Source organism: Streptococcus sp. NLN76 (genome assembly GCF_015686645.1).
Taxonomy (GTDB): Bacteria; Bacillota; Bacilli; order Lactobacillales; family Streptococcaceae; genus Streptococcus.
This window is the reverse complement of sequence record NZ_JADPMS010000030.1, coordinates 1-24,194: the sequence shown is the minus strand read 5'-3', so window position 1 is coordinate 24,194 and position 24,194 is coordinate 1. Positions and strand designations below refer to the sequence as shown.

Annotated in this window: 22 protein-coding genes, 2 tRNA genes and 2 pseudogenes; 10 read left to right on the top strand and 16 right to left on the bottom strand. The window is 40.8% G+C overall.

The annotated features are described in order from the left end of the window. Window positions 1-241 (bottom strand): annotated as a pseudogene (locus I1A59_RS09530) (IS982 family transposase); the annotation flags it as partial. Window positions 242-576: 335 nt separating this feature from the next. On the opposite strand from I1A59_RS09530, the gene I1A59_RS06645 reads away from it, so the two are divergent. The 5 genes and pseudogenes from I1A59_RS06645 (at window position 577) to plsY (ending at window position 4,022) form a co-directional block, all read left to right on the top strand. Continuing rightward, window positions 577-1,290: an XRE family transcriptional regulator gene (locus I1A59_RS06645; RefSeq protein WP_196092000.1), complete on the top strand. Its 714-nt coding sequence runs from the start codon at window positions 577-579 to the stop codon at window positions 1,288-1,290. Window positions 1,291-1,349: 59 nt separating this feature from the next. After that, window positions 1,350-2,243 carry an Abi family protein gene (locus I1A59_RS06640; RefSeq protein ID WP_196091999.1) on the top strand — a complete coding sequence of 298 codons (894 nt, stop codon included), beginning with the start codon at window positions 1,350-1,352 and terminating at the stop codon, window positions 2,241-2,243. 153 nt (window positions 2,244-2,396) lie between these two features. Beyond that, on the top strand, window positions 2,397-2,915 hold the full coding sequence (locus tag I1A59_RS06635) for a hypothetical protein (protein WP_196091998.1): 519 nt from the start codon (window positions 2,397-2,399) through the stop codon (window positions 2,913-2,915). A gap of 120 nt (window positions 2,916-3,035) precedes the next feature. Further along, a pseudogene (locus I1A59_RS06630) lies at window positions 3,036-3,258 on the top strand (tyrosine-type recombinase/integrase); the annotation flags it as partial. Between the two features lie 104 nt (window positions 3,259-3,362). Then, the gene (gene plsY / locus I1A59_RS06625) at window positions 3,363-4,022 is read left to right on the top strand and encodes a glycerol-3-phosphate 1-O-acyltransferase PlsY (RefSeq protein ID WP_196092002.1); all 660 of its coding nucleotides are present in this window, start codon (window positions 3,363-3,365) and stop codon (window positions 4,020-4,022) included. Window positions 4,023-4,131: 109 nt separating this feature from the next. Here the strand turns inward: plsY and nt5e are convergent, their stop codons facing one another. The 5 genes from nt5e to I1A59_RS06600 all read right to left on the bottom strand — a co-directional run bounded on the left by nt5e (window position 4,132) and on the right by I1A59_RS06600 (window position 9,623). Continuing rightward, window positions 4,132-6,363: a cell surface ecto-5'-nucleotidase Nt5e gene (gene nt5e / locus I1A59_RS06620; RefSeq protein WP_196091997.1), complete on the bottom strand. Its 2,232-nt coding sequence runs from the start codon at window positions 6,361-6,363 to the stop codon at window positions 4,132-4,134. Window positions 6,364-6,504: 141 nt separating this feature from the next. Continuing rightward, a complete protein-coding gene (locus tag I1A59_RS06615) occupies window positions 6,505-6,975 on the bottom strand; it encodes an 8-oxo-dGTP diphosphatase (RefSeq protein WP_196091996.1) in 471 nt (156 codons plus the stop codon). Continuing rightward, window positions 6,972-7,628 carry a uracil-DNA glycosylase gene (locus tag I1A59_RS06610; RefSeq protein WP_196091995.1) on the bottom strand — a complete coding sequence of 219 codons (657 nt, stop codon included), beginning with the start codon at window positions 7,626-7,628 and terminating at the stop codon, window positions 6,972-6,974. The genes I1A59_RS06615 and I1A59_RS06610 overlap by 4 nt, the downstream gene beginning before the upstream one ends. After that, window positions 7,615-9,111, bottom strand: a complete 1,497-nt coding sequence (locus tag I1A59_RS06605) for a hypothetical protein (protein WP_196091994.1) — start codon at window positions 9,109-9,111, stop codon at window positions 7,615-7,617. Before I1A59_RS06605 ends, I1A59_RS06610 begins: the two co-directional genes overlap by 14 nt. A 68-nt stretch (window positions 9,112-9,179) precedes the next feature. Beyond that, window positions 9,180-9,623: a flavodoxin gene (locus I1A59_RS06600; RefSeq protein WP_196091993.1), complete on the bottom strand. Its 444-nt coding sequence runs from the start codon at window positions 9,621-9,623 to the stop codon at window positions 9,180-9,182. A gap of 111 nt (window positions 9,624-9,734) precedes the next feature. On the opposite strand from I1A59_RS06600, the gene I1A59_RS06595 reads away from it, so the two are divergent. After that, window positions 9,735-10,682 carry a bifunctional oligoribonuclease/PAP phosphatase NrnA gene (locus I1A59_RS06595; protein ID WP_196091992.1) on the top strand — a complete coding sequence of 316 codons (948 nt, stop codon included), beginning with the start codon at window positions 9,735-9,737 and terminating at the stop codon, window positions 10,680-10,682. A 99-nt stretch (window positions 10,683-10,781) separates the two neighbouring features. Further along, window positions 10,782-11,024 (top strand): type B 50S ribosomal protein L31, encoded by a 243-nt coding sequence (locus I1A59_RS06590; protein WP_135036345.1) that lies wholly within the window; start codon window positions 10,782-10,784, stop codon window positions 11,022-11,024. A 164-nt stretch (window positions 11,025-11,188) separates the two neighbouring features. Here the strand turns inward: I1A59_RS06590 and I1A59_RS06585 are convergent, their stop codons facing one another. From I1A59_RS06585 to I1A59_RS06570, 4 genes are all read right to left on the bottom strand, one after another. Continuing rightward, a complete protein-coding gene (locus I1A59_RS06585) occupies window positions 11,189-11,692 on the bottom strand; it encodes an SdpI family protein (RefSeq protein WP_196091991.1) in 504 nt (167 codons plus the stop codon). 504 nt (window positions 11,693-12,196) lie between these two features. Then, window positions 12,197-12,535, bottom strand: a complete 339-nt coding sequence (locus I1A59_RS06580; RefSeq protein ID WP_196091990.1) for a YlbF/YmcA family competence regulator — start codon at window positions 12,533-12,535, stop codon at window positions 12,197-12,199. 227 nt (window positions 12,536-12,762) lie between these two features. Then, on the bottom strand, window positions 12,763-13,464 hold the full coding sequence (locus I1A59_RS06575) for a type I 3-dehydroquinate dehydratase (protein WP_196091989.1): 702 nt from the start codon (window positions 13,462-13,464) through the stop codon (window positions 12,763-12,765). Continuing rightward, complete coding sequence (locus I1A59_RS06570) at window positions 13,461-14,624, bottom strand: class I SAM-dependent methyltransferase (RefSeq protein ID WP_196091988.1); 1,164 nt, start codon at window positions 14,622-14,624, stop codon at window positions 13,461-13,463. Before I1A59_RS06570 ends, I1A59_RS06575 begins: the two co-directional genes overlap by 4 nt. 404 nt (window positions 14,625-15,028) lie before the next feature. Here I1A59_RS06570 and I1A59_RS06565 point away from each other — a divergent pair, with 404 nt between their 5' ends. Further along, the gene (locus I1A59_RS06565; RefSeq protein WP_196091987.1) at window positions 15,029-17,224 is read left to right on the top strand and encodes an LTA synthase family protein; all 2,196 of its coding nucleotides are present in this window, start codon (window positions 15,029-15,031) and stop codon (window positions 17,222-17,224) included. Between the two features lie 33 nt (window positions 17,225-17,257). Here the strand turns inward: I1A59_RS06565 and I1A59_RS06560 are convergent, their stop codons facing one another. The 5 genes from I1A59_RS06560 to I1A59_RS06540 all read right to left on the bottom strand — a co-directional run bounded on the left by I1A59_RS06560 (window position 17,258) and on the right by I1A59_RS06540 (window position 20,262). Next, the gene (locus I1A59_RS06560; RefSeq protein WP_196091986.1) at window positions 17,258-17,962 is read right to left on the bottom strand and encodes a LytTR family transcriptional regulator DNA-binding domain-containing protein; all 705 of its coding nucleotides are present in this window, start codon (window positions 17,960-17,962) and stop codon (window positions 17,258-17,260) included. A 505-nt stretch (window positions 17,963-18,467) separates the two neighbouring features. Further along, window positions 18,468-19,667, bottom strand: coding sequence for a 30S ribosomal protein S1 (gene rpsA / locus I1A59_RS06555; RefSeq protein ID WP_196091985.1), 1,200 nt, complete (start codon window positions 19,665-19,667; stop codon window positions 18,468-18,470). A gap of 152 nt (window positions 19,668-19,819) precedes the next feature. Then, window positions 19,820-19,891 (bottom strand) — tRNA-Gln (locus I1A59_RS06550). Between the two features lie 10 nt (window positions 19,892-19,901). After that, window positions 19,902-19,982, bottom strand: a tRNA-Tyr gene (locus I1A59_RS06545). A 49-nt stretch (window positions 19,983-20,031) separates the two neighbouring features. Then, window positions 20,032-20,262: a DUF2969 domain-containing protein gene (locus I1A59_RS06540; protein ID WP_196091984.1), complete on the bottom strand. Its 231-nt coding sequence runs from the start codon at window positions 20,260-20,262 to the stop codon at window positions 20,032-20,034. A 114-nt stretch (window positions 20,263-20,376) separates the two neighbouring features. Here I1A59_RS06540 and I1A59_RS06535 point away from each other — a divergent pair, with 114 nt between their 5' ends. Next, window positions 20,377-21,834 carry an alpha-amylase gene (locus tag I1A59_RS06535; protein WP_196091983.1) on the top strand — a complete coding sequence of 486 codons (1,458 nt, stop codon included), beginning with the start codon at window positions 20,377-20,379 and terminating at the stop codon, window positions 21,832-21,834. A 35-nt stretch (window positions 21,835-21,869) separates the two neighbouring features. On the opposite strand, the gene I1A59_RS06530 is transcribed toward I1A59_RS06535, so the two are convergent. Next, window positions 21,870-23,177: a nucleobase:cation symporter-2 family protein gene (locus I1A59_RS06530; protein ID WP_196091982.1), complete on the bottom strand. Its 1,308-nt coding sequence runs from the start codon at window positions 23,175-23,177 to the stop codon at window positions 21,870-21,872. 194 nt (window positions 23,178-23,371) lie between these two features. Between I1A59_RS06530 and I1A59_RS06525 the strand changes: the two genes are divergently transcribed. Then, complete coding sequence (locus I1A59_RS06525) at window positions 23,372-23,953, top strand: xanthine phosphoribosyltransferase (RefSeq protein WP_196092001.1); 582 nt, start codon at window positions 23,372-23,374, stop codon at window positions 23,951-23,953. Window positions 23,954-24,194 lie beyond the last annotated feature (241 nt).

Below are 24,194 nucleotides of genomic sequence, written 5' to 3'. Positions count from 1 at the left end.
GAAACAAGTTAGTACGAATTGCGCGATAAATAGCATTAGCTGATCTACAACCTTGTTGTAAAGCCCAAATGTAGCTAGAAATCAAGATAACATCTGGTTGAAGTTGCAAATGGACATTCTTACGAAAGCGAACCGATTCTGGAACATATTTCTCGTATAGATCTGTCACTTTAACCAAAATTTTGTTGAAAACTACTTGTGTTTGTGATGGATTCGCGAGATAATATACTTGGCTTTGCATATCATGTCCTCAATTCGTGGTGGTTTTGAGTTTATGATACGCAAAGTTTTTTATTATTTCCAGGATTAACTAGCACAACGGGTAAACTTCGATTAAACCTAGCTTTTTTTGCTAATACCGCTTATCATTTTACTCAAAACCCAAGAATTCTCCACTATTACTCATTTACATCCATAAAGTTGTATGCGAATGAAGCATTTTCATTCCACACTTTTATCATCACAGAACGATCCGCAGAAATCCTAGCTCAAACACAAGCAAAATCGCTTTTCGAGATTTTTATTTGATTTTTATCTCAATACGTTATATTATGGTTAAAGAAAGGATGAACAAATATGAGTATTTTAGGTAATTCTATAAAAACGATTAGGAAATCAAAAAAACTTACCCAAAAAGATTTAGCAAAACTGACAGGGTTTAAGCAAAACACCATTTCTAATCACGAAAATGGAAAAAGAAATTTAAGTGAGAAAGACATTCATATTTATGCCTCTGCTCTCTCTGTATCTCCTCAAGATCTATTTGATTCATCCAAAACCAAAACTTCTTCATTCGACCACCCAGAATCAATAAAAAAGCTCAACACTATGCTCAATAAAGAAAATCATAGTAAGTGGATAAACTATGGAAATGAATTACTTAAAGAACAAAATCAGAAGACTGAAGAAGATTTATATGAGTATCAAGTTTACGAAAAGCTCTCCGCTGGTACCGGCTCATCTTACTTTAATGATGGAAATTTTGATACCGTTTACTTTGATAAAAAGTTAGACCACGACTTTGCTTCATGGATTTACGGAGACTCCATGGAGCCTCGATTCTTGAATGGTGAGGTTGCTCTTATCAAAGATACCGGTTTCGATTATGATGGAGCAATCTATGCCGTAGAATGGGATGGCCAAACCTATATTAAGAAAGTCGAACGCAAGGAGAACGGTCTCCGTCTTATTTCCCTAAACCCAAAATACATAGATAAGTTTGCCCCATATGATGAAAATCCTAGAATCATCGGGAAAATTGTTGGTAGTTTTCAACCTATTTCAATTTAGACAATCAGTGTGCAAAATATTGGAACCAAAGATTTTACTAGATAGGAGGAAGGAACATCTTGAAACCTAAACTGTCTTTTGATGAATTGATCGAAAAATTTACATCTAAGGGTATCGAGTTAGGCACCTTTAATGAAGAACAAATCAAAGATTATTTAATGACTAGAAGTTATTACTACAAAATTTCTAGCTATAGGAAAAATTATCTGAAATTACCTAATGGCAAATATGATACACTTACATTCGACCATCTTGAGGCTACAGCAAGAATGGATGTTAGATTAAGAGAGTATCTTCTTCATCTTTGTCTAGATGTAGAACATTCGATTAGAACTCGTTTAATGACTGTATTGACTTTAGACAAACAACAAGATGGATATACAATAATTGAGAGTTTTCAAGATAAATATCCTGATAAATTCAATGAAGTTTTAGCACACTTCAGGAACAGCTCTTATAAAAAAGACATGTTTAAGAAAAGAACCCAAATTTCAGCATGGGTCTTCATGGAGATTATAGATTATGGAACACTAGTCTTATTTTTAGAGTTCTGTAAAGGAAAAGTACAGAAGAGCGAGCTAAATCTCTATGAATCTCAACATAAATTCATAAAAAACATTCGAAACTCTTGTGCCCATAACGATGTTTATTTGATAAATCTTTTCCCTCAAGAAGAACGAATAGCTAGACCACAAGCTGCATCAAAAACCTTTTGCATTAACATGGGAATTAATCAATCATTCGTACACTTTCCAAAAATTGGCGATTTAATTAATTTGTTTTATTTACACAAGAAAGTCTGCTCTGATAACTTGAATCAACGAAGGTACAGCGAAGGTAGGTGGCTCGTTGATTATTACACCGAAAACTATACACTATTCCAAAAGTCAGTCTATCTTACCAAGTTTTTTAATTCTATTTTTATAAAAAGCGTTGACTTTTTATCCTCTTAGTGCTATTATTTCATTGAGGAAACAAGGTTTCGCCCTTGGCCCAAAATGGGTTTATGAAAAAGAGTCAATTCAACAGAATTGACTCTTTTTTAGTGACTGATAACCGATGTGGAATGCCTGATCCACGTAAAAAGCTGGCTAGAAAGTTTTACTATGAAAAAGATTACTTTATTAGGAGCCACACTACTTGCAAGTTTCGCACTTGTCGCTTGTTCGCAAAGTAACTCAACGTCTTCTACTGGTTCATCAGAAAAGACTGAGCAAGCTTCTTCTGAGCAAAAAACTGCAAAAAAAGATACTTACAAAATCGGCGAAGAAATTCCGTTTGAGAACGGCGTAAAAATTACCATTAAGAGCGCTGAATGGACAGACGAACGCAATGAATTTGATGAGCCGCAACCTGAGCGAGTTTTAAAAGTAACCTACGATTTATACAATGGTACTGACAAAGACTATTCCATTGGATCTGATTTGGAGTTGTATGTTGATGGCAAAAAGGCTGATGATCATTCAATCGGAACAATCCTAGAAACTGTTTCAGCAGGTAGAACCTTCGAAAACTTCGTTGATGCCTTTGGGGTAAACGGTTCTGGAAAAATGGAATTAGAGGTAAAACAAGGTTTTATCTTCGACAACAACGAGAAAAAGATTGTTGAGCTAGATGTCAAGTAATTAAATAACAAAAACTCCACACTTACCTTCGCCAAAAATTGAGTGTGAGTGTAACTATCGTATAGTAAAAGGTCCAGCAGTTACTGTCGGACCTTTTTCAAATGCTTTTTTTACACCAATCTCAAAAACGCAAATTCTAGACTTGATAATTCAATCAATAAAAAAAATATCCAGTCACATCTTCCGTCACACTCTGATTAGTCGACTAGCAGAAAATAATATCCCTCTCCGTGCAATCATGGATAAAGTTGGACATTCTTATCCAAAAACCACAAACGCCATTTACACTCATGCCACAGAAAATATGAATAACAATCTGATGGCAATTTTAGAAAAATACTAATGTTTCTCCTTTCTTACCCCTTATTCACAATCATATATCAAGGGACACAACTCAACCCCTTGATATATAACGACTTTCAGAAAGGAATGTGCTATACTATTTCTATGATTATCTTATGCTTTTTAATCGCCTATCTTTTAGGGTCGATACCGACTGGTCTTTGGATCGGCCAGTACTTTTTCAATGTTGATTTACGAACCGAAGGCTCTGGAAATACGGGTACTACAAACACCTTCCGCGTTCTTGGCAGACAGGCTGGAATCATTACCTTTCTCGTTGATTTCTTTAAAGGTTCTCTGGCTACCTACCTTCCAATCCTACTCGGACTCCCTGTTTCGCCTATCCTATTTGGGCTAGCCGCAGTTTTGGGGCATGTCTTTCCGATTTTTGCCCAATTTAAGGGTGGGAAAGCCGTTGCAACCAGCGCCGGTGCTGTTTTTGCCTATTCCTTCGGCTTTTTTATCTATATGGCCATTATCTTCTTTGGCGTCCTTTACCTCTTTAGTATGATTTCCCTCTCTAGTATGGCCGCGGCTATTGCCGCCATCCTCGGTGTCCTCATTTTCCCAGCCATTCATTTTATGATTCCCGAATACGACACTGCCTTTACCCTAACCATCATCGGAATTGCACTCCTCATCCTGATCCGCCATCGCTCCAATGTCGTTCGTATCCTGGAGCGAAAAGAAAATATTGTCCCTTGGGGAATCAATTTAAGCCAACAAAAGCCTGAAAAGGCTTCCTCAGATAGCGAGGAAGAATAATTCCCCTTTTACAAGCCTAGACCAGCTCAATCCAGCTGGTCTTTTTCTATTCAAAAAACTACCCCGTCTTATAGACGAAGGTAGTTTAACAGTTTTTATAGATTTAAAACTAATTTTTACGACGTTTGCTTTGAACAAGGCCGAGTGTGGCGAGAATACCAAGTCCTAGAACTGCTGCTGCTGCATTGTCTTCTGTTCCTGTATTTGGAAGAGATTTAGCTTCAGAAGCTGATGAACTTGTAGCCTGAACTTTAGCTGGTGCTTGGTAACTTGGATTATGTCCCAAGGATACCAGTTTTGTAGCTGGCTTCTGCTTATCTTGTCCAGCTTGACCTTCTTGCTGGCCTGGTTTATTTGGCTGGCTAGGGTTGGCCGGGTTTAGCGGCTTGCTTGGTTGATTTGGATTCGTTGGATTTTCAGGTTGTTCTGGTTTGGTAGGTTCAGTTGGATAAGCCAAATCTTGCCAATTAGAATCTTTTGAAACAGACACAATCCGTGAATTTGGATTCACCACTTCGTATTTGCTGAGATCAGCCGTTTTCAAGAAGTTGGCAAAGACTTCATCCATGGATGGTCCTTCTTCACGCGCACCACCGAGCATATCATAACCATCTCCACCTGCTGCTACGAAATCATTGGTAGCTAGGTAGTAAGTTTTTTCCAAATCTAAATCTTGATACTTGCCAGATTCTGGATCCAAAATCTGGATCTTCAAAATACGATCCGCAGGTTCGAGGGATGGATCAAAGAAAACACGCGCCCCTGATACATGAAGGAAGTAGCCACTTGGCTCAAGTAGAGGCAAACCATTTTCATCCAAAACAACATTTTCATCCGCATCTTTCTGATGAATAGCAGAAATAGAACGTTTAAACATGTCTTGAATTTGTTGGCCCTTAACCGTGATTTGAGAAATCAAGTTCCCAAATGGAAGAACCGCAATGACATCCCCTTTGGTAATGTCTTTATCTTTAGCAATGGTTTCACGGAGTCCACCACCGTTGGTAACAGCAAGGTGACTTGGATGTTGGAATCCAGTTTGTCCATAAGCATAAAGGGCATCTGTTACAGCATTACCAAGGTTGGTTTCACGAACACGGACATTTTCACGCTTACCGTTGAGTTCTACCGTGTTGTTCGCGCGAATGACCACTGCATTATCCGCATCGTAGGCTTCTTTAATGCGGCTAACCACTGCAGCAATCTCGGAATCAGGTTGTTGATCCTTCAAGTCTGCCGCAGAAATCAAACTAGCTTCACCTAATAATTTATCTGATTTAAGAACGATTTTACCAATGTTATTGAGATAAGAACCTGTTTGATTATAGGTCACATTTTCACCATAAGTTGCTGTCGCAACGGTATGAGAATGACCGTCAATCAGGATAACCCGTTTCCCCTTCAAATTCTCATTCTTAGAAAGGGCCTCTGCAAGAGTATCGCCACGCCACTCTAGTGGAGTTGTAGCATCTACACCAAGGTGAGCTAGAATGACATAGTTCTTATAGGCCTTACCTTCAGCTCGAGCGTCAGATTCAATTTGAGCAATCACATTTTGTACTTCAGTGATTGGCTCAGTAAAGGTCACACCGACCACATTATTTGGGTGAGTTTTGGTTGCAGTTTCGGGTGTGGTTACCCCAATAACGACAAATTCATCTCCATCAATGCCTGGAGTTTTATCAATAATTTTAGAAGCCTTGAAAAGACGGGCTCCGTTAACATATGTATTGGCAGAAAGGATTGGGAAGGTAAGCATTTTCTCATACTTACGTAATTGATCCAAACCAAAGTCAAATTCATGGTTCCCCACGGCAATGGCATCATATCCAACCATGTTAAGGATTTTCAAACGTTCCTCACCCTTGCTGGAGTTGGAAATTGGAAGCCCTTGAAAAGCATCTCCTGCGTCTACCACTAAGGTTGGTTGCTTTTGTTTTTCTTCTTTGATTACAGCTGCAGCCTTGGCATCCCCAATAACATTCCGGTCTTCTACAATCCGGCCGTGAACATCATTGGTATGAAGAATCACTAAATCTTTAGACTCTTGGGTATCCTCAGCATCAAGACTAGCTGCACGTGGTGCCACTTCCGCATTTGCAGCAGCTGCACCAGAGTCAGCTGGGGTCACTTCTGGTACCTCAACTACTGGTGGCTGACTAGCCAAGGTTTCTGCGGTAACGGCAGGTTGTTCAGCAGCAGGATTTTGAACCTGATTAACGGTTTCGGCGGTAGCAGCAGGTTGTTCTGTGCTTACTTCTTCAGCCGCAACTCCTGTGGAGAGGAAGAACGGAGCCAAGAGGCCGGCAGATACAAGTGGGAGCAATGATTCTTTTTTCATTGGTACAATCCTTTCCTTTTACTGAAAACATTATAGCACAAGAAGGAGAAAAATCCGAACAAAATCAGAAAATTTTTTAGCTAAAAATACAAAGGTTCGGAAATGGCGAACAAACAAGGCGCAGAATGTGTTTTCTGCGCCTTATTTGTAAAATTGAACAGACCAATCCTGAAGATGATCGTCTTTATAAGCCATCTTTGCTGAAAACAGCGGTTTTTCTTCCAGAATCCATTTGAGAAAGAGATGATCCCCTTTCCAACTTGGTTTCAAAAGTACTTCATCATAAGGAACCCAAGCCAAACTGCCTTCCGGACTCTCAATTTGCGTCCCTGAAAAATCTTGGATCCGGTAAACATAGGTATACCAATCTGTACCAGGTGTAAAAGCAGGAAAGGTAATCAGACCAACCAGATCCATGTCCTTGACGACATAGCCCGTCTCTTCAAGAACCTCCCGCCTGGCACAGTCTTCCGGACTCTCGCCCGCCTCGACCTTACCACCGACCCCAATCCACTTCCCTTCATGGACATCATTTGGCTTCTTGTTCCGATGAAGAAGCAAAAACTCCTTCCCATTATCCAAATAACAAATTGTCGCTAACTGCTGCTTCATGATTTTTCTCCTAACCAATCAATCGGTTTTTCTAAGAAGGCATTTGTTTTGGAAAAAGGCCGACTTCCAAAGAAACCTCGGTATGCCGACAGAGGACTCGGATGGACCGATTCCAAAATCATATGTCCCGGCCCAATAAGGGATTTTTTCTTTTGGGCAAACTTGCCCCAGAGAATAAAAACGATGGGGTCTGTTTTCCTACCCAAGAGGGAAATCACAGCATCCGTCAAAACTTCCCAGATACGCCCTTGATGACTGTTGGCCTGACCAGCCTCTACCGTCAAAACAGAATTCAACAAGAGCACACCTGACTGAGCCCAATCAGACAAATCCGTCTCTGATCTCGGTCCGATATCCGACTCCAACTCTTTAAAAATATTCCGAAGGGAGGGAGGGGCCGGTACACCAGTCGGTACAGAAAAACTCAAACCATCCGCCTGTCCCTCCCCATGGTAGGGATCTTGTCCCAAAATCACCAATCGCGTCTGAGCCAGGCTGGAACATTCAAAGGCTCGAAAGACATCCTGCCTTACCGGAAACACAAGTCCTTTTTCATAAACGTCCTCCATAAAAGCCTCTACTTGCTCAAAATAAGCACTTCCTAACTCAGCTTGCAGAGCCGGGTACCAGTCAGTCTCTTTAAATCTTTCCATGCTTGTCATCCCGTATCCAACCTAGACTTGATAAAGCTAAAATTTGTGGTAAAAATTGAATTAAATAACGCGTTTTGCCGCCCTCGAAAACCTGAAGAAACAGGAAACCACCTAAAACTGCTAACATGACAAATTGTAAATCGGTGCGCTCACCCGCATAACGCCTACTAGCTCGGACAATACCCCAAGCTAGAGCAATCCAAACTACCTGTTTGACCCAAGCATAAACTCCAAACTCGGGGCGGTCAAATGAAATAAAGTGGCGACGAATCCAAGTAAAGAAGGGCTGTGAGCCTACCTCTTCATAAAGTGGAGAGATATAAGGTGTTTTTTCGCGCTCAACATCCTCGTAGTAAATCCAGTTAAGGGTTCCACTTCGGACCGTCTGGCTTTGTTTGTAAACAGTATGCTCCGTAAAGGTCCAGAAATTATACTCCCGGATGCGACGTAGAATTTCCTTTTTGACATTCTCTTCCGCAAACATTCCGTTGTTATACTCCCCTCGCACCTCCGTATCTAAATAGGCTAGCAAGCCTTCCTTCATATCTTCTTGGTCTGTCCCGGAGTAAGTCAAGCCCAGATTCACAAAGAGGAGGGGCGTTTTGGCCAAGCCATCACCTTCCACCAAGATGACCTCAGTTTGCTGGTCCATGGCGCGCTGGAGAGGGACATGGACAACCACAAAACTCAGACTAAAAAGGCTGAACCCCAAGAGCAGCTTTCGCCAATCTTTGGTGAAAAAGAGAATTAAAAAAAGGGCTAAAACAGTCACCAACACGGTTGGACGTAATAGATAGGCTAGAGCCGTCACCAAACCCAATTGGAGTGCCATCCGCTTGGTTCGACTGGACTTGAGTAGGCCCATAGCAAAGAAAAATTGCAGGCTAATGAAGGGAAAGGCCAACATATCCGTATACATCGCCATAAAAAATGGTGAGGCCACCAGAAGAGCTGTGTAAAAAAGGAAGACCAAATCTGCCCGCTTCCGTCCACAGAAAGTCTCGGTTCCCTTAAACAAAATCAGAGCTGAGAGATTAGTAGCAAGGATATTGATTCCCTGCATCACCCAAAGGGCCGCTGGACCCAGCAGATTATAGAACCAGCGCTCATAGAGAAAAAGGGGCAGGTTGTTAGGATTTCGAGTCAGGTAACTGGCAATCGACAAGGGCTTAGATAGTTTGAAGGCTCCCAAGAAAACAACTGCTGCATCCCTTCGAATTAAGAGTTGAGCCGATAAAAGCAATAAAATCTGAAATACGGTCAGAACACCAATGACTACTAGTTTGTGGCGACAGAGAAAATCGTAGATTCGTTTCCAGAATGAAGGCTTACGATAAATCCACCCCCCTAACCCCAATGCCGCTGGAAAAGTCAGCCACCAAGGTTGACCCAGCGCCAAAAATGCGACCAAGACCCAGTGCACACCCAAAATCACGAGTATAACCTGTAAAATTTTAGTTAATATTCCATATAGTTTGGTCAAAAAAACATCTCCTTACTATGCACAGATATACTTTAAGGCTGGGCCATGCCCAGCCTCTTCGCATTACCTTAGGTCAATTTCGCAGCAATTTCTTCCGCAAAATTCTCAAGATTTTCAATATCTTCATCTTCAGCTGCTAAGTCAACTTTGACATTTTCTGCAATCTTTTCAGCACCAATTTCAGAGAATACTTGGTCAAAGTCATCTACAGCCTTACAAAATTCATCATAGAAGGTATCTCCAGAGCCAATTACACCGTAATATTTTCCTTCTAAATGAATCTCTTTCAAGTCCTCATAGAAGTCAACGATTTCGTCCGGTAATTCACCGTCACCATACGTGTAGGATGCCACAATAGCCACATCCGCTTCCAGAAAATTCTCAGCCTCTACAGTGGTACATTCATCTACATCGACTTCCAAACCCAAATCACGTAGTTTATCTGCAACGATATCCGCAATTTCTTCAGTATTTCCTGTCATACTTGCGTAGACAATTTTAGCTAATGCCATTTTAGCCTCCTAAATAATAGTTCGCTTTCAATTATAACACAAACCATACCCGAAAAGTTTGCATTGACCTGCCCTTATGATAAAATGGAAAAAAAGCAAAAAGGATACACCATGGAAGAAATTTTTGAACAATTACTAGAAAAGATTCGCCAATACGACAAAATCATCATCCACCGACATGTACGCCCGGACCTGGATGCAATTGGGAGTCAGGTTGGACTCCAAAATCTTCTCCTTCTCAACTTTCCAGAAAAAAAAGTGCTGGTCACAGGCTACGATGAACCAAATCTCCATTGGTTAGCCGGTATGAACTACGTATCCGACCAAGACTACCAAGACGCTCTGGTTATTGTCTGTGATACCGCCAATCGCGAACGAATCGACGACCAGCGCTACCAAAACGGACGCGAATTAATCAAAATTGACCACCACCCAAACGATACCCCTTACGGAGACATCAGCTGGGTTGACCCACAAGCCTCCTCAACCAGTGAAATGATCACTCGGTTTTCTCGTGAAGCCAATCTCCTTATGGATGTTCAAACAGCCCGCCTGCTCTATGCGGGCATCGTCGGAGATACAGGCCGTTTCCTTTTCCCATCCACAACCACCATCACCTTCGAGATGGCAGCCTATCTCCGTCAATTCCCTATTGACTTCAGCAGTCTCTCACGCGAAATGGACACTATCAGTCTTGCAATTGCAAAATTACAAGGGTTTGTCTACGACAACCTTGAAATGGATGAGAATGGTGCAGCACGTGTCCTCATTACCCAAAAAGACCTCAATCGCTTTGGCCTTAAAGAGTCTGATAGCTCAGCTATTGTCGGCGCACCTGGTCGTATAAAAAATGTCAAAGCCTGGGGAGTCTTCGTCGAACAAGAAGATGGTAGCTACCGAGTCCGTCTCCGTTCCAAAACGATTCCTATCAATGACATTGCCAAAAACCACTCCGGTGGTGGCCACCCCCTTGCAAGCGGTGCTAACTCCGCCTCTTCCACAGAAAACGACCAAATCTACCAAGAAATTCAGGATTTGCTGAAAAAAACAGAGAAATAAGGCAAAAAAACTTGCCAAATACCTGGTCATTTGGTAAACTAGTTCAGTAATAATCTATGGCTCGCAAAGAGACCATGGCAGAAAGGATTTTTTAAAACAATGAAAAAAGATATCCATCCAGAATATCGCCCTGTTGTCTTCATGGACACATCTACTGGTTACAAGTTCCTTAGCGGTTCAACAAAGAACTCTAACGAAACTGTTGAATTTGAAGGTGAAACTTACCCAATGATCCGTGTCGAAATCTCATCAGATTCACACCCATTCTACACAGGACGTCAAAAGTTCACCCAAGCAGATGGACGTGTGGACCGTTTCAACAAAAAGTACGGCCTCAAATAAGCCTCAAAAAACTCAGCCTCAGTGGGCTGAGTTTTTTGTTATGATTCTTGGATAAATCCAGATTGAAAAGATCAAGGGTAAGGCTATCCAGGCAGAAAAGGAAATGGCAACAACTAGATTCATATTTAAATGTGGATACAGCAATATAGTCTTTTAGTTTACTTTTAGTACAAGGCAGCGAGTCGTAGACAGTACTGAAGTACGGCAAGACGAGCTAATACAGTAACAAAAGATAAACTAAAAGAGTATAAAGTCAGGAAAGAAACAGGATAGCTTAAATAAGCTAAGAACTGATGGGTGGCCTGCCAATTCCCCTCATCGTTTCTAGTAGAGGGAATCCGAATCCCAATCCAAGGATTGTAGGGAATCTGAATACACAAACTACCCAAAAAGAAGAACAGGCTACAAAGAAATACTGCGAACAAACTTGCATCAGTCGAAACCTCTAGTACAAACAAATGGATGAAAACAACTCCCATTAAAAGAAGGATCTCTATTCCCTTTGCCAACTGGCCGTTCATGGGCCTAGGTGTTAAAGCACCTTGAACTCCCAAAATTGGAATCAAGAAGGCCCTGAAAATACTTAAATGGAATAAATAGACAGAGGAACTACAGATTAAAAATAGAATAAAACTAAGAATAATCCCTTGCTTGTTGCTTTTAAGCATATGTGACACTCCTTTCACCTTGTATCTTTATAGATTGTATATACCTTCCAATACCTATTTACAAGTAAAAAAAGACCTTCTGACCTCTTTCATAAAAGACTAAGCAAGATAGTCATGAGGAACTATTGTCTAACCTTTATCCGAAATTCATAACCTTAAAGTGAACGTGGAATCAAAATCACAAGGGCCATGATTTAACTGTCCAAATCATAGCTGATGGCCAAATTGTCAAGGTCAAAGCAAACCAAGTATTTTAATGAGAATATCCAGAATTCCTGCAGGATTCAAAATATTAAACCCTCGCGGGAAATAACAATCACATCCAGTTTCACTAAGCTATAATACAATCGAACATTGCTAAAATTTACCAATAGAACGACACTCTACATAGCAAGAGAATCAGAGAACAAATTCATTTTCAATTGTTTTTTCTCCGTAAACAAAAATCCCTGTTTCGATGTGAAGCAGAGATTCTTGACTAGTTTTACGATTTTAGAAAGTGGCTTATTGCAATAATTCTTGCAGCGGTTCAAAGACGATACGTTCCAAATCACTGAGGTACACTCCCAACTGTTGCTCTTTAGCAAAGAAATTAGAAACCAACTCATTTCCTTGAATTTTTTCTGAAAATTCTCGCATCCGTGCATCTAGATCTCCTTCTGGAGCTTGTCCCGTTTGCGCCATCCGTTGGAGCTCATTTTGAAAAGCAATGTACTCCTCAAAAATAGCCTGGGCCTCAGGATTCTTAGCAATCTCCTCCTTAGCCTGCACAACAGCTTGATATTCTGGCAAAGCCCGCAAACGGCGGTTTAATTCATTCGCAACATCATAAATATTCGACATAGTTTTCTCCTTCTACTTCAATTATAGCAAGTTTCCTAAAATTTAGCTTGATTAAGCAAAGAGAATTGAGCAGCCAATATGACTAAAAAAAAGAAGAGCGCCAACTGGTAAAGATGGCCTTTCTCAGAAAAAAGAGAGGCGAAATTGACACGCGCAAGATAGAAGCCCAACATTAAGGACTAAATCCCAAGCAAGAGGAAAATACCAAATTCCAGCACGCAAAACCTTTAGAAATCTGTTTGGTCAGAATCTGGATTTTGCACAGCCTCTAAAATACTTCTGGTTTTATGAAGGGAAAGTTGACCTGAAGCGCTTGGCACTTCCAAGGCCGCAAAGGTCCAAGAAGAGCCCGTTAAATCCCCAACCAAGCGAGACCAGACTCCTAACTTTCCGGTCGAAATCGTAACATATTCTTGCTCTGGATTCAAAGTCTTGAAACCACGCGTATAGTTCATTAAATCCAAAACATCTTGCTCATGATTTGGTTTAACTGCAACCTTTACAATCCGCGGATTCAAGGCTGTCAATTCAGACAAAATTTCCATTAGATTATCAGGAGTCTCATCAAAATTATGATAGGTTAAAACCAGATTTGAGAAATCTAAAACCTTATCAAATTCCTCTCGATAAGCATAAAATTCAAAGTCAATGTACTCTGGCTGGTACAATGCCTGAATTTCACGCAAAATCTCCACATAATCCGGTCCACTTAATTCAATATGGCCTCCCTGACGGGTCGTGCGCAAGGTAAAGACAATTTCGCGGCCAGCAAATTTCTCAAAAATAGCTGGAGCCAAGGCTAAAATCTCCTCCTTATTCGCCAAATAATCCGCTCTCCACTCGATCATGTCTACCGAGTCGAAACGATCCCGATCTAGGTTTTCCACATCCTCCAAACTAGTTGGCATGATTGGTACAACTAACTTCATTCCTCTACCCTTATCTTTATAACTTTTAAGTAATTGCTAGTGGTCTCTTGCGCATAACTCGGAAAATCTTCCGGCAAGCGATAAACCTTCTCGATTTGATAGGCTTTCCCACTCATTCCAGCCGCAATCTCTTGCTTGAATTTCTCAAGCGAAAGCTGAGCTGCATTGGTACTTAACACCATTTGACCTTTTGGAGCCAAAACTTTTAGAGCTTTGGCTACCAAACGATGGTAGTCCTTGGCAACAGAAAAAACTTGTTTCTTATTCCGGGCAAAACTAGGTGGGTCAATCACGATGATATCAAACTGTAGATTTTTCCGAGCTGCATACCGCAGATACTCGAAAGTATCCATCACAATAAGAGAATGACCTTCCAAGCTAAATCCATTGGCCATAAAATGAGTCTGAGAAAGCTCTCTACTCCTCTTGGCTAAATCAACCGACACCGTCTCTATTGCTCCACCCGCAATTGCTGCAATTGAAAAAGCAGCCGTATAGGAAAAGAGATTTAACAGGCGCTTGCCCTCAGCCATTCCCTTAACCAAATCTCTCCGAACCACGTGCTGGTCCAAGAAAATTCCAGTCATCCAGCCGTCATTCAAAAAGACCTGATAAGACACGCCATTTTCAAGGATTGTAAAAACATCTGGTGCTGATTGTCCATAAAGATGACCCGTTTCATAAGGAGCCCCTTGAAAACGAAGCTTCTCATAAGCACCCAAGTAATCTGGACACACTTTCTGAATGCTCGCGACAATCTGATCACGATTCTGATAAATAAAGGAATTATACCATGTAAATAAGAGAAAATCACCGTAAACATCGATAGTCAATCCTGGCAAACCATCACCTTCTTGGTTAAAAAGTCGAAAGGCGGTTGTCTCTGGATCTTTGAAATAGGCTTGACGCTTATCTCGGGCCAATTGAAAGCAATTCACTAAAAAAGAATTAGACCATTCAATCGGTTCCAAAGATAAGACCCAGCCAAGTCCTTTGTTTTGTTTGGAAAGGTAACCGGCTGCTACAAATTGCCCTTTCGCATTTTGAAAATGAACAAAACCATCATTCAGAGGTTTATTTTGGAAATCTTTATCTTTTAATAGAATTCTTCCTCTGGCAATTTCTTGCTGACAGCGAGTTGATAGAACGACATGTTTCATTCTTCAATTATATCAAAAAAGCTATCAAAATAGGACAAAATTGCAAAGTCTTACACCAGGTCTGCTCGAATTTTTCACCCCTTTGTTTATGAATTTCCATTTTTCAAAACATTTTTTCAGGACAGTTGATGGATTTTTCAAGGAAAAAGTTCATAATTCCCGTTTAATTTACAATGTATCAGTTTAAAAATGAAAGTAGCTCGGATTTCAAAAAATGCCACAATTCCCTTAAAAATTTTAGATTAAACTTAAGCAAGCCTTAAAAAACAAGCGTTTGACTCCCTGTCGCTATATCCCCTCCTCTATTTTGTGATATAATCAAACTTGAAACAAAATTGGGACCAGTCCCAAAATACAATCTATTCTTCTTAAAGTAAAACAACTAGATAAAAAGGATTTATTCCGTGAAAAAAATAACACAATCACTTCTACAAACAATGAGTAGTCGATTGGGCTTGGTCTTTGTCCTGCTCATCCTCTACTGGTTAAAAAGTATTGCCGCCTATTTCCTAAGTTTTAATCTGGATATTCAGTTGGGAAATATGCAAGGATTCTACCAATTGGCCTTAGCCTTTTTGAATCCATTACCTTTAGGGCTCCTCTTACTTGGACTGCCCTTCTATGCCAAACCAACCAAGGTGTTCTACCCCTTCTTAGCGGTCATATACCTTCTTTTATTCGCTTGGCTCTTCTCAAATGTCATCTATTATAGAGAGTTTTCGGATTTCATTACCTTAAATACAATGTTGGCCTCCAGTAGCGTATCAGCTGGCTTGGGCGATGCAGCAGTCAAGCTCTTTCGACCATTTGATATTCTTTATTTACTAGATATACCTCTTCTTGTTTATCTTTTCTGGAAAAAGAAAATTGCATTCGACCAGAGGCCAATCAGCTTTAATGCCAGTTTTGCAATTACTTCCTTATCCACCATGCTCTTCTCAGCCAATCTCTTCTTTGCTGAAGTCGATCGGCCAGAGTTGTTAAGCCGGGGATTCTCCAACTACTATGTTGTCCGCGCTCTAGGACTGCCTGCCTTCTTTGGCTATAGTGCTAACCAGACTTATCAAGCGGATAAGGAACGGGCTAAGGCTTCTGAAACAGATTTAGAGCCAGTGCTTGAATATATGAAGGAACACAATGCAGCTCCAAATCCAGCGACATTTGGAATTGCCAAAGGACGTAATGTGATCTACCTTCATCTTGAGTCCTTTCAACAATTCTTGATTGATTACAAATTGGAATCTGAGGGGCAAGAGTATGAGGTCACCCCGTTCATCAACTCGCTTTATCATTCAAATGAGAGCTTTGCCTTCTCTAATATTTTTAATCAGGTCAAAGCCGGAAAAACCTCAGATGCTGAAACCATGATTGAAACCGGGCTCTTTGGTTTGAACCAAGGTTCTTTCATGGTTAATTATGGAGGTACCAATACCCAGCAAGCAGCACCGCATATTCTCTCCGAAACTGGTGGGTATACCTCTGCTGTCTTCCACGGAAATATCGGAAGCTTTTGGAACCGGAATACAACCTATAAGCAGTGGGGATACAACTATTTCTTTGATCAATCTTATATGAGTAAGGCAACCGATGAGAATTCCTTCCAATATGGATTGAATGACAAAATTATGTTTAAGGACTCCATTCAATATTTGGAGCATATGCAACAACCTTTCTATGCAAAATATTTAACGGTATCTAATCATTATCCATACACAACCAGCCTCATAGGTGATGAACAAGGTTTCCCTTTGGCTGACACTAAAGATGAGACCATCAACGGATACTTTGCAACAGCCAACTACCTTGATACAGCAGTCAAATCCTTCTTTGATTATCTCAAAGAAACTGGACTCTATGAGAACTCTGTGATTGTACTTTACGGCGATCATTATGGAATTTCCAATTCTCGGAACCCATCACTCGCACCTCTTATTGATAAGAATCCGGAAACTTGGTCCTCGTATGATAACGCGATGCTCCAGAGGGTACCCTACATCGTCCTTGTCCCTGGAATGGAACAAGGTTCTGTGATCGACACATTTGGTGGTCAAATCGATATGTTACCTACCTTAGAACACTTACTGGGCATCAATTCAAGAGACTTCTTACAGGTTGGTCAGGATCTTCTTTCACCGGAACACGAGCAAATCGTAGCATTCCGTTCTAGCAATAACTTCGTTACACCCGAGTACACTAGCTATTCTGGTAGGACCTACTATACTGAAACCGGTGAAGAAATCACCACTCCGGATGAATCCACTCAAAAAGCGATCGATGAAGTTAGAGAAAAGGCCAATAAACAGTTATCAATCTCAGATATGATTCAGACCGGTGATCTTCTCCGCTTCTACAATGGAAATCGCCTTGGCAAACCAGATGTAAGCAAAATCAGTTACAATAAGGCTTTGGATCAATTGCTAAAAACTGAAAAAGACAAGGGTGATGAATCGACAAGTCTCTTTAGTCAGCGACAAACCAGTACAATAGATCTCTTCAATTCTCCGACCTATAAGGCCCTACACCCTGAGCAATTCCCTGAAGAGTCTTCTTCTAGCTCATCAAGTAGCAGTACTGAGACCGGAGACCCCCAAACACCTTAAATCGGTCAGCATTGACCGATTTTTTTGTAGCTCTTAACGCTTCCTATTTCTCAATTTGTCAGACTTATGGAGATGAATTCGATCCAAAAGCGGCTTCATCTTTTTTCGTGAAATTGGACAAGAGTAGCCTTTTGGAAAATAAGCTATCCGCAACATCCTATCTACCCTTAATATATTTTTCGGATTGACAAGTATGGATCGGTGACATGAAAATAGGTAGGGAGTCGCCTCTCTAATATCCTGTAAACTGCCAATAACAGACAACTCTTCCTCTGCACATATAATAGAGATATAATGAGCTTTTTCGCTCCTTTCTATAAAAAAGACCCGTTTAATTGGCATTTGAATTTGTACTTGAGCCGTCTGTAATAAAATCATTTCCCTCGGACCATCCATGATAAAGGTGTTGTGGATTTGGAGAAACAAACTCGCTAAACGCTGATGAAAAAGTACAGGATGAGTATCTTTCAAAATATAATCTAGAACTCCAATCTGAGTTCTATAAACCTCTTCCATAAACGCTAGTGTATCCGACACAATAATCAAGCTAGCCAGAGGATCCTTTTTCCGAATCTGACACGCTAATTCAAAAAAACGTTGCCGATTAACGTCTCCATAAAGAACCAATATGAAAACCTGATGTGTGCCACGAATTTCCCACTTTTCAAGCATTTGAGTAAAGCTTGAACGAATGTCAATTTCCTTCACTTCGATCCCACAAGAAAATAAAATTTGCATCAGTGTATCTTCCCACCAAAAATGAGACAGCAATCGCTCTTCATATACGTAGATATTCATTGAAGCTTCCTGCTCTTTCTCTCTTTACTTACTAATTCGTAGAAACAAAAAAGAATCTCCTATAGCTTAGCATGGAAAATCTTTGAGAAATTGTATTTGTCTTGAAAGGTTGTTATTTTGTCCTAAAAAGGAAAAAAAGAAAACGAACTGTCGTCAAAACGTCCTAAACGACTACATTGTGATTTGATTATGAGCTTAAATCTCCGCAAATATTTTTAATCCTGAGTGTCAATTATCTGGATCACTATCAAAAACAGCATTATTTAAAAGAATTCAAAAAATGAATAAAACAATAAAATAAGTTTAAGGCCTATCAATCCACTATCTTGATATGCCTTAGACTTAGAAGAGTAATACAGTCATTTTTACAAAAAGAAATAAAGGAGATTCCATTCATAAATCCGACAAAAAAAAACAGGGATTACACCCTGCCTCATTTGTTTGATTAAAGTTCGATATCACCGAACAAGTCAGCCATTGAGAAACCAGTTTGTGTTTCTGGCAATTCGAAGTCACGTTTTTCTTGACGACGTGGACGACGTGGACGTGAAGCACGTTTCTCTTCTTGTCCTTCAGCTTGTGCTGGACGCTCTTCAAGAGCTTTGATAGAAAGAGATACACGCTCATCTGCAGCGTTCACATCAAGAACTTTAACGTTTACAACTTGACCTACTTGAAGCGCATCTTTTGGATTTTCAACACGTTTGTGTGAAATTTGTGAGATGTGAACCAAGCCATCAATACCAGGAAGTACTTCTACAAAGGCACCAAAGTCAGTCAAACGTTTAACTGTTCCTTCGATCACATCACCTTTAGCCAATTTTTGTTCTACGCCATCCCATGGTCCAGGAACAGTAGCTTTAAGGGAAAGGGATACGCGACCTTCTTCTTCGTTCAAGTCCAAAACTTTAACGTCAATTTCTTCACCAACTGTTACAACAGATTTAGGTGAAACGTTACGCTCATGTGACAATTCAGTCAAGTGAACCAATCCGTCTACACCACCAAGATCGATGAAGGCACCGAAGCTAGTGATACGTGCAACTTTACCAGTTACGATGTCACCAACATTCAATTTACCGAATACTTCAGCACGTGCTGCTGCAGACTCAGCTTCTACAACTTCACGACGTGAAAGAATGAAGCGGTTTTCTTTTGGATCCACTTCTTTAATTTTCGCATCAAATTCTTGACCTACGAAACGCTCAGTGTTGCGAACAAAGCGTGTGTCAAGCATAGATGCAGGGATGAATCCACGAAGTCCTTCAAATTCTACTGCCAAACCGCCTTTAACAGCGCGAGTTCCTTTAACAGTAACAACTTCTTCTTCACGTCCAACCAATTTATCCCAAGCTTTGCGTGCTTCAAGACGTTTTTTAGATACAAGGTAGGTAACAGTATCAGTGTCTTTACCTACAACTTGACGAAGCACAAGCAACTCAAGTGTTTCACCTGGTTTAACCAATTCGTGAATGTCAGCGTCACGATCGTTAGTCAATTCACGAAGAGTCAAGACACCTTCTACACCAGTACCAGAGATTGCTACGTTAGCTTGTCCAGCATCTACAGTCAATACTTCAGCAGTAACAACATCACCTGGCTCAACTTGGCTAACGCTGTTTAGCAAATCTTCAAATTCGTTCATCTAAAAAATCCTCCAACAATCAAGTTCTAGACTTGATATACTTATAAAATTTCTTCCTAAGCACCGCATCGCTTCAACCGTCGCCTGGATATAAAGAAATAAAATACCCAAAGGATATTTTAGCGTCCTCTATCCAATAAGTAACCTAAGAACTGGGGTAGCTGGATTCGAACCAACGCATGAGGGAGTCAAAGTCCCTTGCCTTACCGCTTGGCGATACCCCAATAATGAGAATGGAGAGAGAGGGATTCGAACCCCCGAACCCGAAGGAGCGGATTTACAGTCCGCCGCGTTTAGCCTCTTCGCTATCTCTCCGACATCAACAAGAATTATTATATCACATTATCTTCAGAATGCAAGACATTTATTTGGATAAATTGTAGCTTTCGATTAATTTTTCAATTGCTTGTTCCAAAGTTTTATGAAATTCCTGTACATTTCCATTCGAAACCAGCGCGAATTGCTGATCTAGTTCGGCAATCTCACCTACAACCTGTTTTCCAATCATTAATTGATAACCTTCATAGCTATCTTTGCCAATCTTTACTTGCTGATCGGTTAACTGTACTTCAATTTTTTTCTCTTTGCGACTCATTTTTTCCTCACAATCTTTTTTAAATTTTACACAATTCTTAAAAAAAAATCAAATGTGTTTCTTAGTTACCGGTAAAAATTTGACAAAAAGTATTCCGAGTTTTAGGATAGGGGTATGGAAAAGAATGAAACACTTATACAGTATTTTGAGTGGTATCTACCGAATGATGGCCAACACTGGAATCGTTTAGCTGGTGATGCCCCTCATCTAGCAGAACTTGGAATTACACAAGTTTGGGTACCACCAGCGTTTAAGGCCACCAATTCAAATGATGTTGGATATGGAATCTATGATCTCTTCGATTTAGGAGAATTTGATCAAAAAGGTACGGTTCGAACCAAATATGGAACGAAGGATGAATATGTCCAAGCCATCCGTATTCTCAAGGATCATGGCATTGCAACCATCGCAGATGTAGTCCTCAATCACAAAGCTGCTGCTGATGGACTAGAATCTTTTGAAGTCGTTGAAGTTGATCCAGAAGACCGTACCAAGGAATTAACAGACCCGTTCCGCATTAAGGGGTGGACACACTTCTACTTCCCTGGGCGTCAAGGTCGTTACAATGACTTCCAGTGGCATTGGTACCACTTCACTGGTACCGATTTTGATGCCAAGCGCAATCAAAACGGAATCTATCAAATAGTGGGTGACAACAAAGGTTGGTCTGATGATAGTCTGGTAGACAATGAAAATGGGAACTACGACTATCTCATGTATGCTGATTTAGATTTCAAGCATCCAGAAGTCGTTCAAAACCTATATGACTGGGCCAATTGGTTTATCCCAACTACCGGCATCTCCGGTTTCCACCTCGATGCGATTAAACATATCGATTCCTTCTTTATGAAAAACTTTATTCGGGACATCAAAGCAAATTTCTCTGAAGATTTCTATGTGTTCGGAGAATTCTGGAACCCCGATGAAGAGACCAACACCAATTATCTTGAAGATACGGACCATCGATTTGATTTGGTGGATGTCAGACTTCACTATAATTTTCATGAAGCTGGCGAAAAAGGGGCTGACTTTGACTTAACTACTATATTTGACGGTTCTTTGGTCAAGAATCACCCTGATTCAGCGGTAACCTTTGTCGAAAATCATGATACACAAAAAGGGCAAGCATTAGAATCTGTAGTTGCTGACTGGTTTAAGCCACTGGCCTACGGAATGATTTTACTCCGTAAAAATGGGAAGCCCTGTGTCTTTTATGGTGATTACTATGGTGTCCAAGGCTACCATGCCCAAGCAAGCTTCCAAGAAGACTTGGATAAACTCCTGCTCCTCCGGAAGTATTTAGCCTACGGAGAAGAGAAAGACTACTTTGCAAATGCCAACACCATCGGTTGGACACGAATTCCTGATGAATTGGATCGCAGCCCTCTAGCAGTTGTCATCAGCAATAAAGATGACTCAGCTATTTCCATGTACGTTGGAACCCAGTGGCAAGGCCATGTATTTGCGGATCAATTAGAACATCACCCCGATACCGTCACTGTTCAAGAAGACGGTTGGGCAACCTTCCCTGTTTTAGGTCGCAGCATCTCTGCCTGGACCCTTCAACAATAAACAAATGAGGTCGGACAAAAGCCGACCTCATTTGTTTATTTTTCTTTTAAGACTTGATTCAAAATCAAAGCTACAATTGTTCCGGTAGAGATTCCCGATGAGAAAATCATTTGAAGAGCTAGAGGCAAATTGCTGAGCAAGTCTGGTCGAACGGTTACCCCAATTCCCAAGGCAAAGGCAAGTGAGATAATCAGAAGTTCACGATCTCCCATTTTAACAGTCGCAAGTGTTTTAACCCCTTGTGCTGCCACTAAACCAAACATGATGACTCCTACACCACCTAGAACCGGTTGCGGCATAATGGAGATTAGAGCTGAAACCTTTGGAAAAACTCCGAGAATTGTTAACAAAATTCCTGCCAGTACCATGACTTGACGACTAGCAACCTTGGTAAGAGTAATCAGACCGACATTCTGAGAAAAGGCTGTATTGGGTCCCGCCCCAAAAACACCCGCTAAGAGTGAGCCAACTCCGTCAGCCAAAACTCCATTAGCAGCTCTTTCAGAAGTCATTTTTTGACCAGAAGCTTCACCGATTGCCATCATGATTCCAACTGTACCAATCAAAGATACCACATAGGCTGGGATAAAAGCTAAAATGGCTGATAATTCAAAACGAACACCAAAGCCAAAAACATTTGGAAGAGCAATCCAAGCGGCTTCATTCACTGCGGACAAATCTACCTTCCCAAGGAAAATGCAGAGGACGTAACCGAACACCATTCCGAAAAAGACAGATGCAGTTTTCATCATCCCTTTTCCATAGTGGTTCAAGAAAAGTGTAAAGAGCATGACAACGAATGCAATGCTGACATTTTCAACAGAAGCATAATCACTAGCTCCTGCACCACCCGCAGCCCAATCCATACTAACTGGTAGCAACGTAATTCCAATCAACGTTACGACCGTTCCCGTAATTAAAGGTGGGAAGAAACGCATAAGCGGTTTAACAAAGCGACTAAGGATAATTTCAACGAAAGATCCTGCAATGGTCGCACCAACAACACCTGCTAAACCAAATTGGCTTCCGACACTAATGGCAGGATTTGCAAAGGTAAAGTCTGTTCCCATCATACCGGAAACACGCGCCCCTATTGGCCCCAGTCCTTTGGATTGTAAAATCGTAGCCAATCCTGCTACAAAAATAGCTGCTGAAACGAGGACTGAGGTTTGTTCAACCGGCAGTCCAAGGGCTGAAGATACAACCAAGGGAACTGCAATAATACCTGCAAAAGCAGCTAAAATATGCTGCAGGGCTAACAGGATAGCCAAACCTTTCGGTGGTGTATCCTCAACACCGTAGAGCATGGTTTCTGCTGATTCTTTTTTGATGTTCTGAGACATGGCTCCTCCTTCTATTTTAAAAAAAGAATAGTCTCAGTTTATCAAAAAACAACCTTGGAATCAATACGTTTTATAAACATGTATAGTATAATGTTCGTTTTTATCCACAAAAATCTCCTTCCTCTCACCATTTCTTTCTTCTTTTCTTCTCAAAAACGTGCTATAATAGTTTCCATCAATAGTTGGAGGAAATGATGAAATTATTAGAAGAACGTATACTTAAAGATGGGAATGTACTTGGTGAAAATATTCTCAAGGTCGATTCCTTTCTGACCCACCAAGTTGACTATAAGTTGATGAAGGAGATGGGGAAGGTCCTGGCTGACGGATACCGTGATAAGGGAATCACCAAAGTTGTGACCATTGAAGCATCGGGCATTGCACCAGCTGCTTATGTGGCTGAGAGCCTTGATGTGCCTATGATTTTCGCTAAAAAACATAAAAATATTACTATGACTGAGGGCATCCTAACAGCTGAAGTTTATTCCTTTACCAAACAGGTTACTTCAACTGTCTCCATTGCCAGCAAGTTCCTGAACCAAGATGATCGCGTGCTGATTGTAGATGATTTCCTAGCCAATGGCCAAGCCGCCAAAGGCTTGATTGAAATCATTCAACAGGCAGGAGCTACGGTAGAAGGCGTTGGAATTGTCATTGAAAAATCCTTCCAAGATGGACGCCAACTCATTCAAGATATGGGAATCCCTGTAAGCTCCCTCGCTCGTATTGAAAAATTTGAAAATGGTCAGGTTGTTTTCACTGACGCCGACCTATAAAAAATGCACCAATTTGGTGCATTTTTGTTTATAGTCATTGGATTTCAAAATATGTCTTTGTCAAGCCTTTTTGATGAACTGACTGATTGCGTGCCTTGCACGCTTAATGGATAACCCAAATTATTCATACCTAACTTAAAAACCTTCCAGAAACCGTATTGATCACAGGGTTTCTGGAAGATTCTGCTTTTCACCCATTGGGTGAAACATTCGACTAGACAAAAAAGGATTTCCCCTTTAT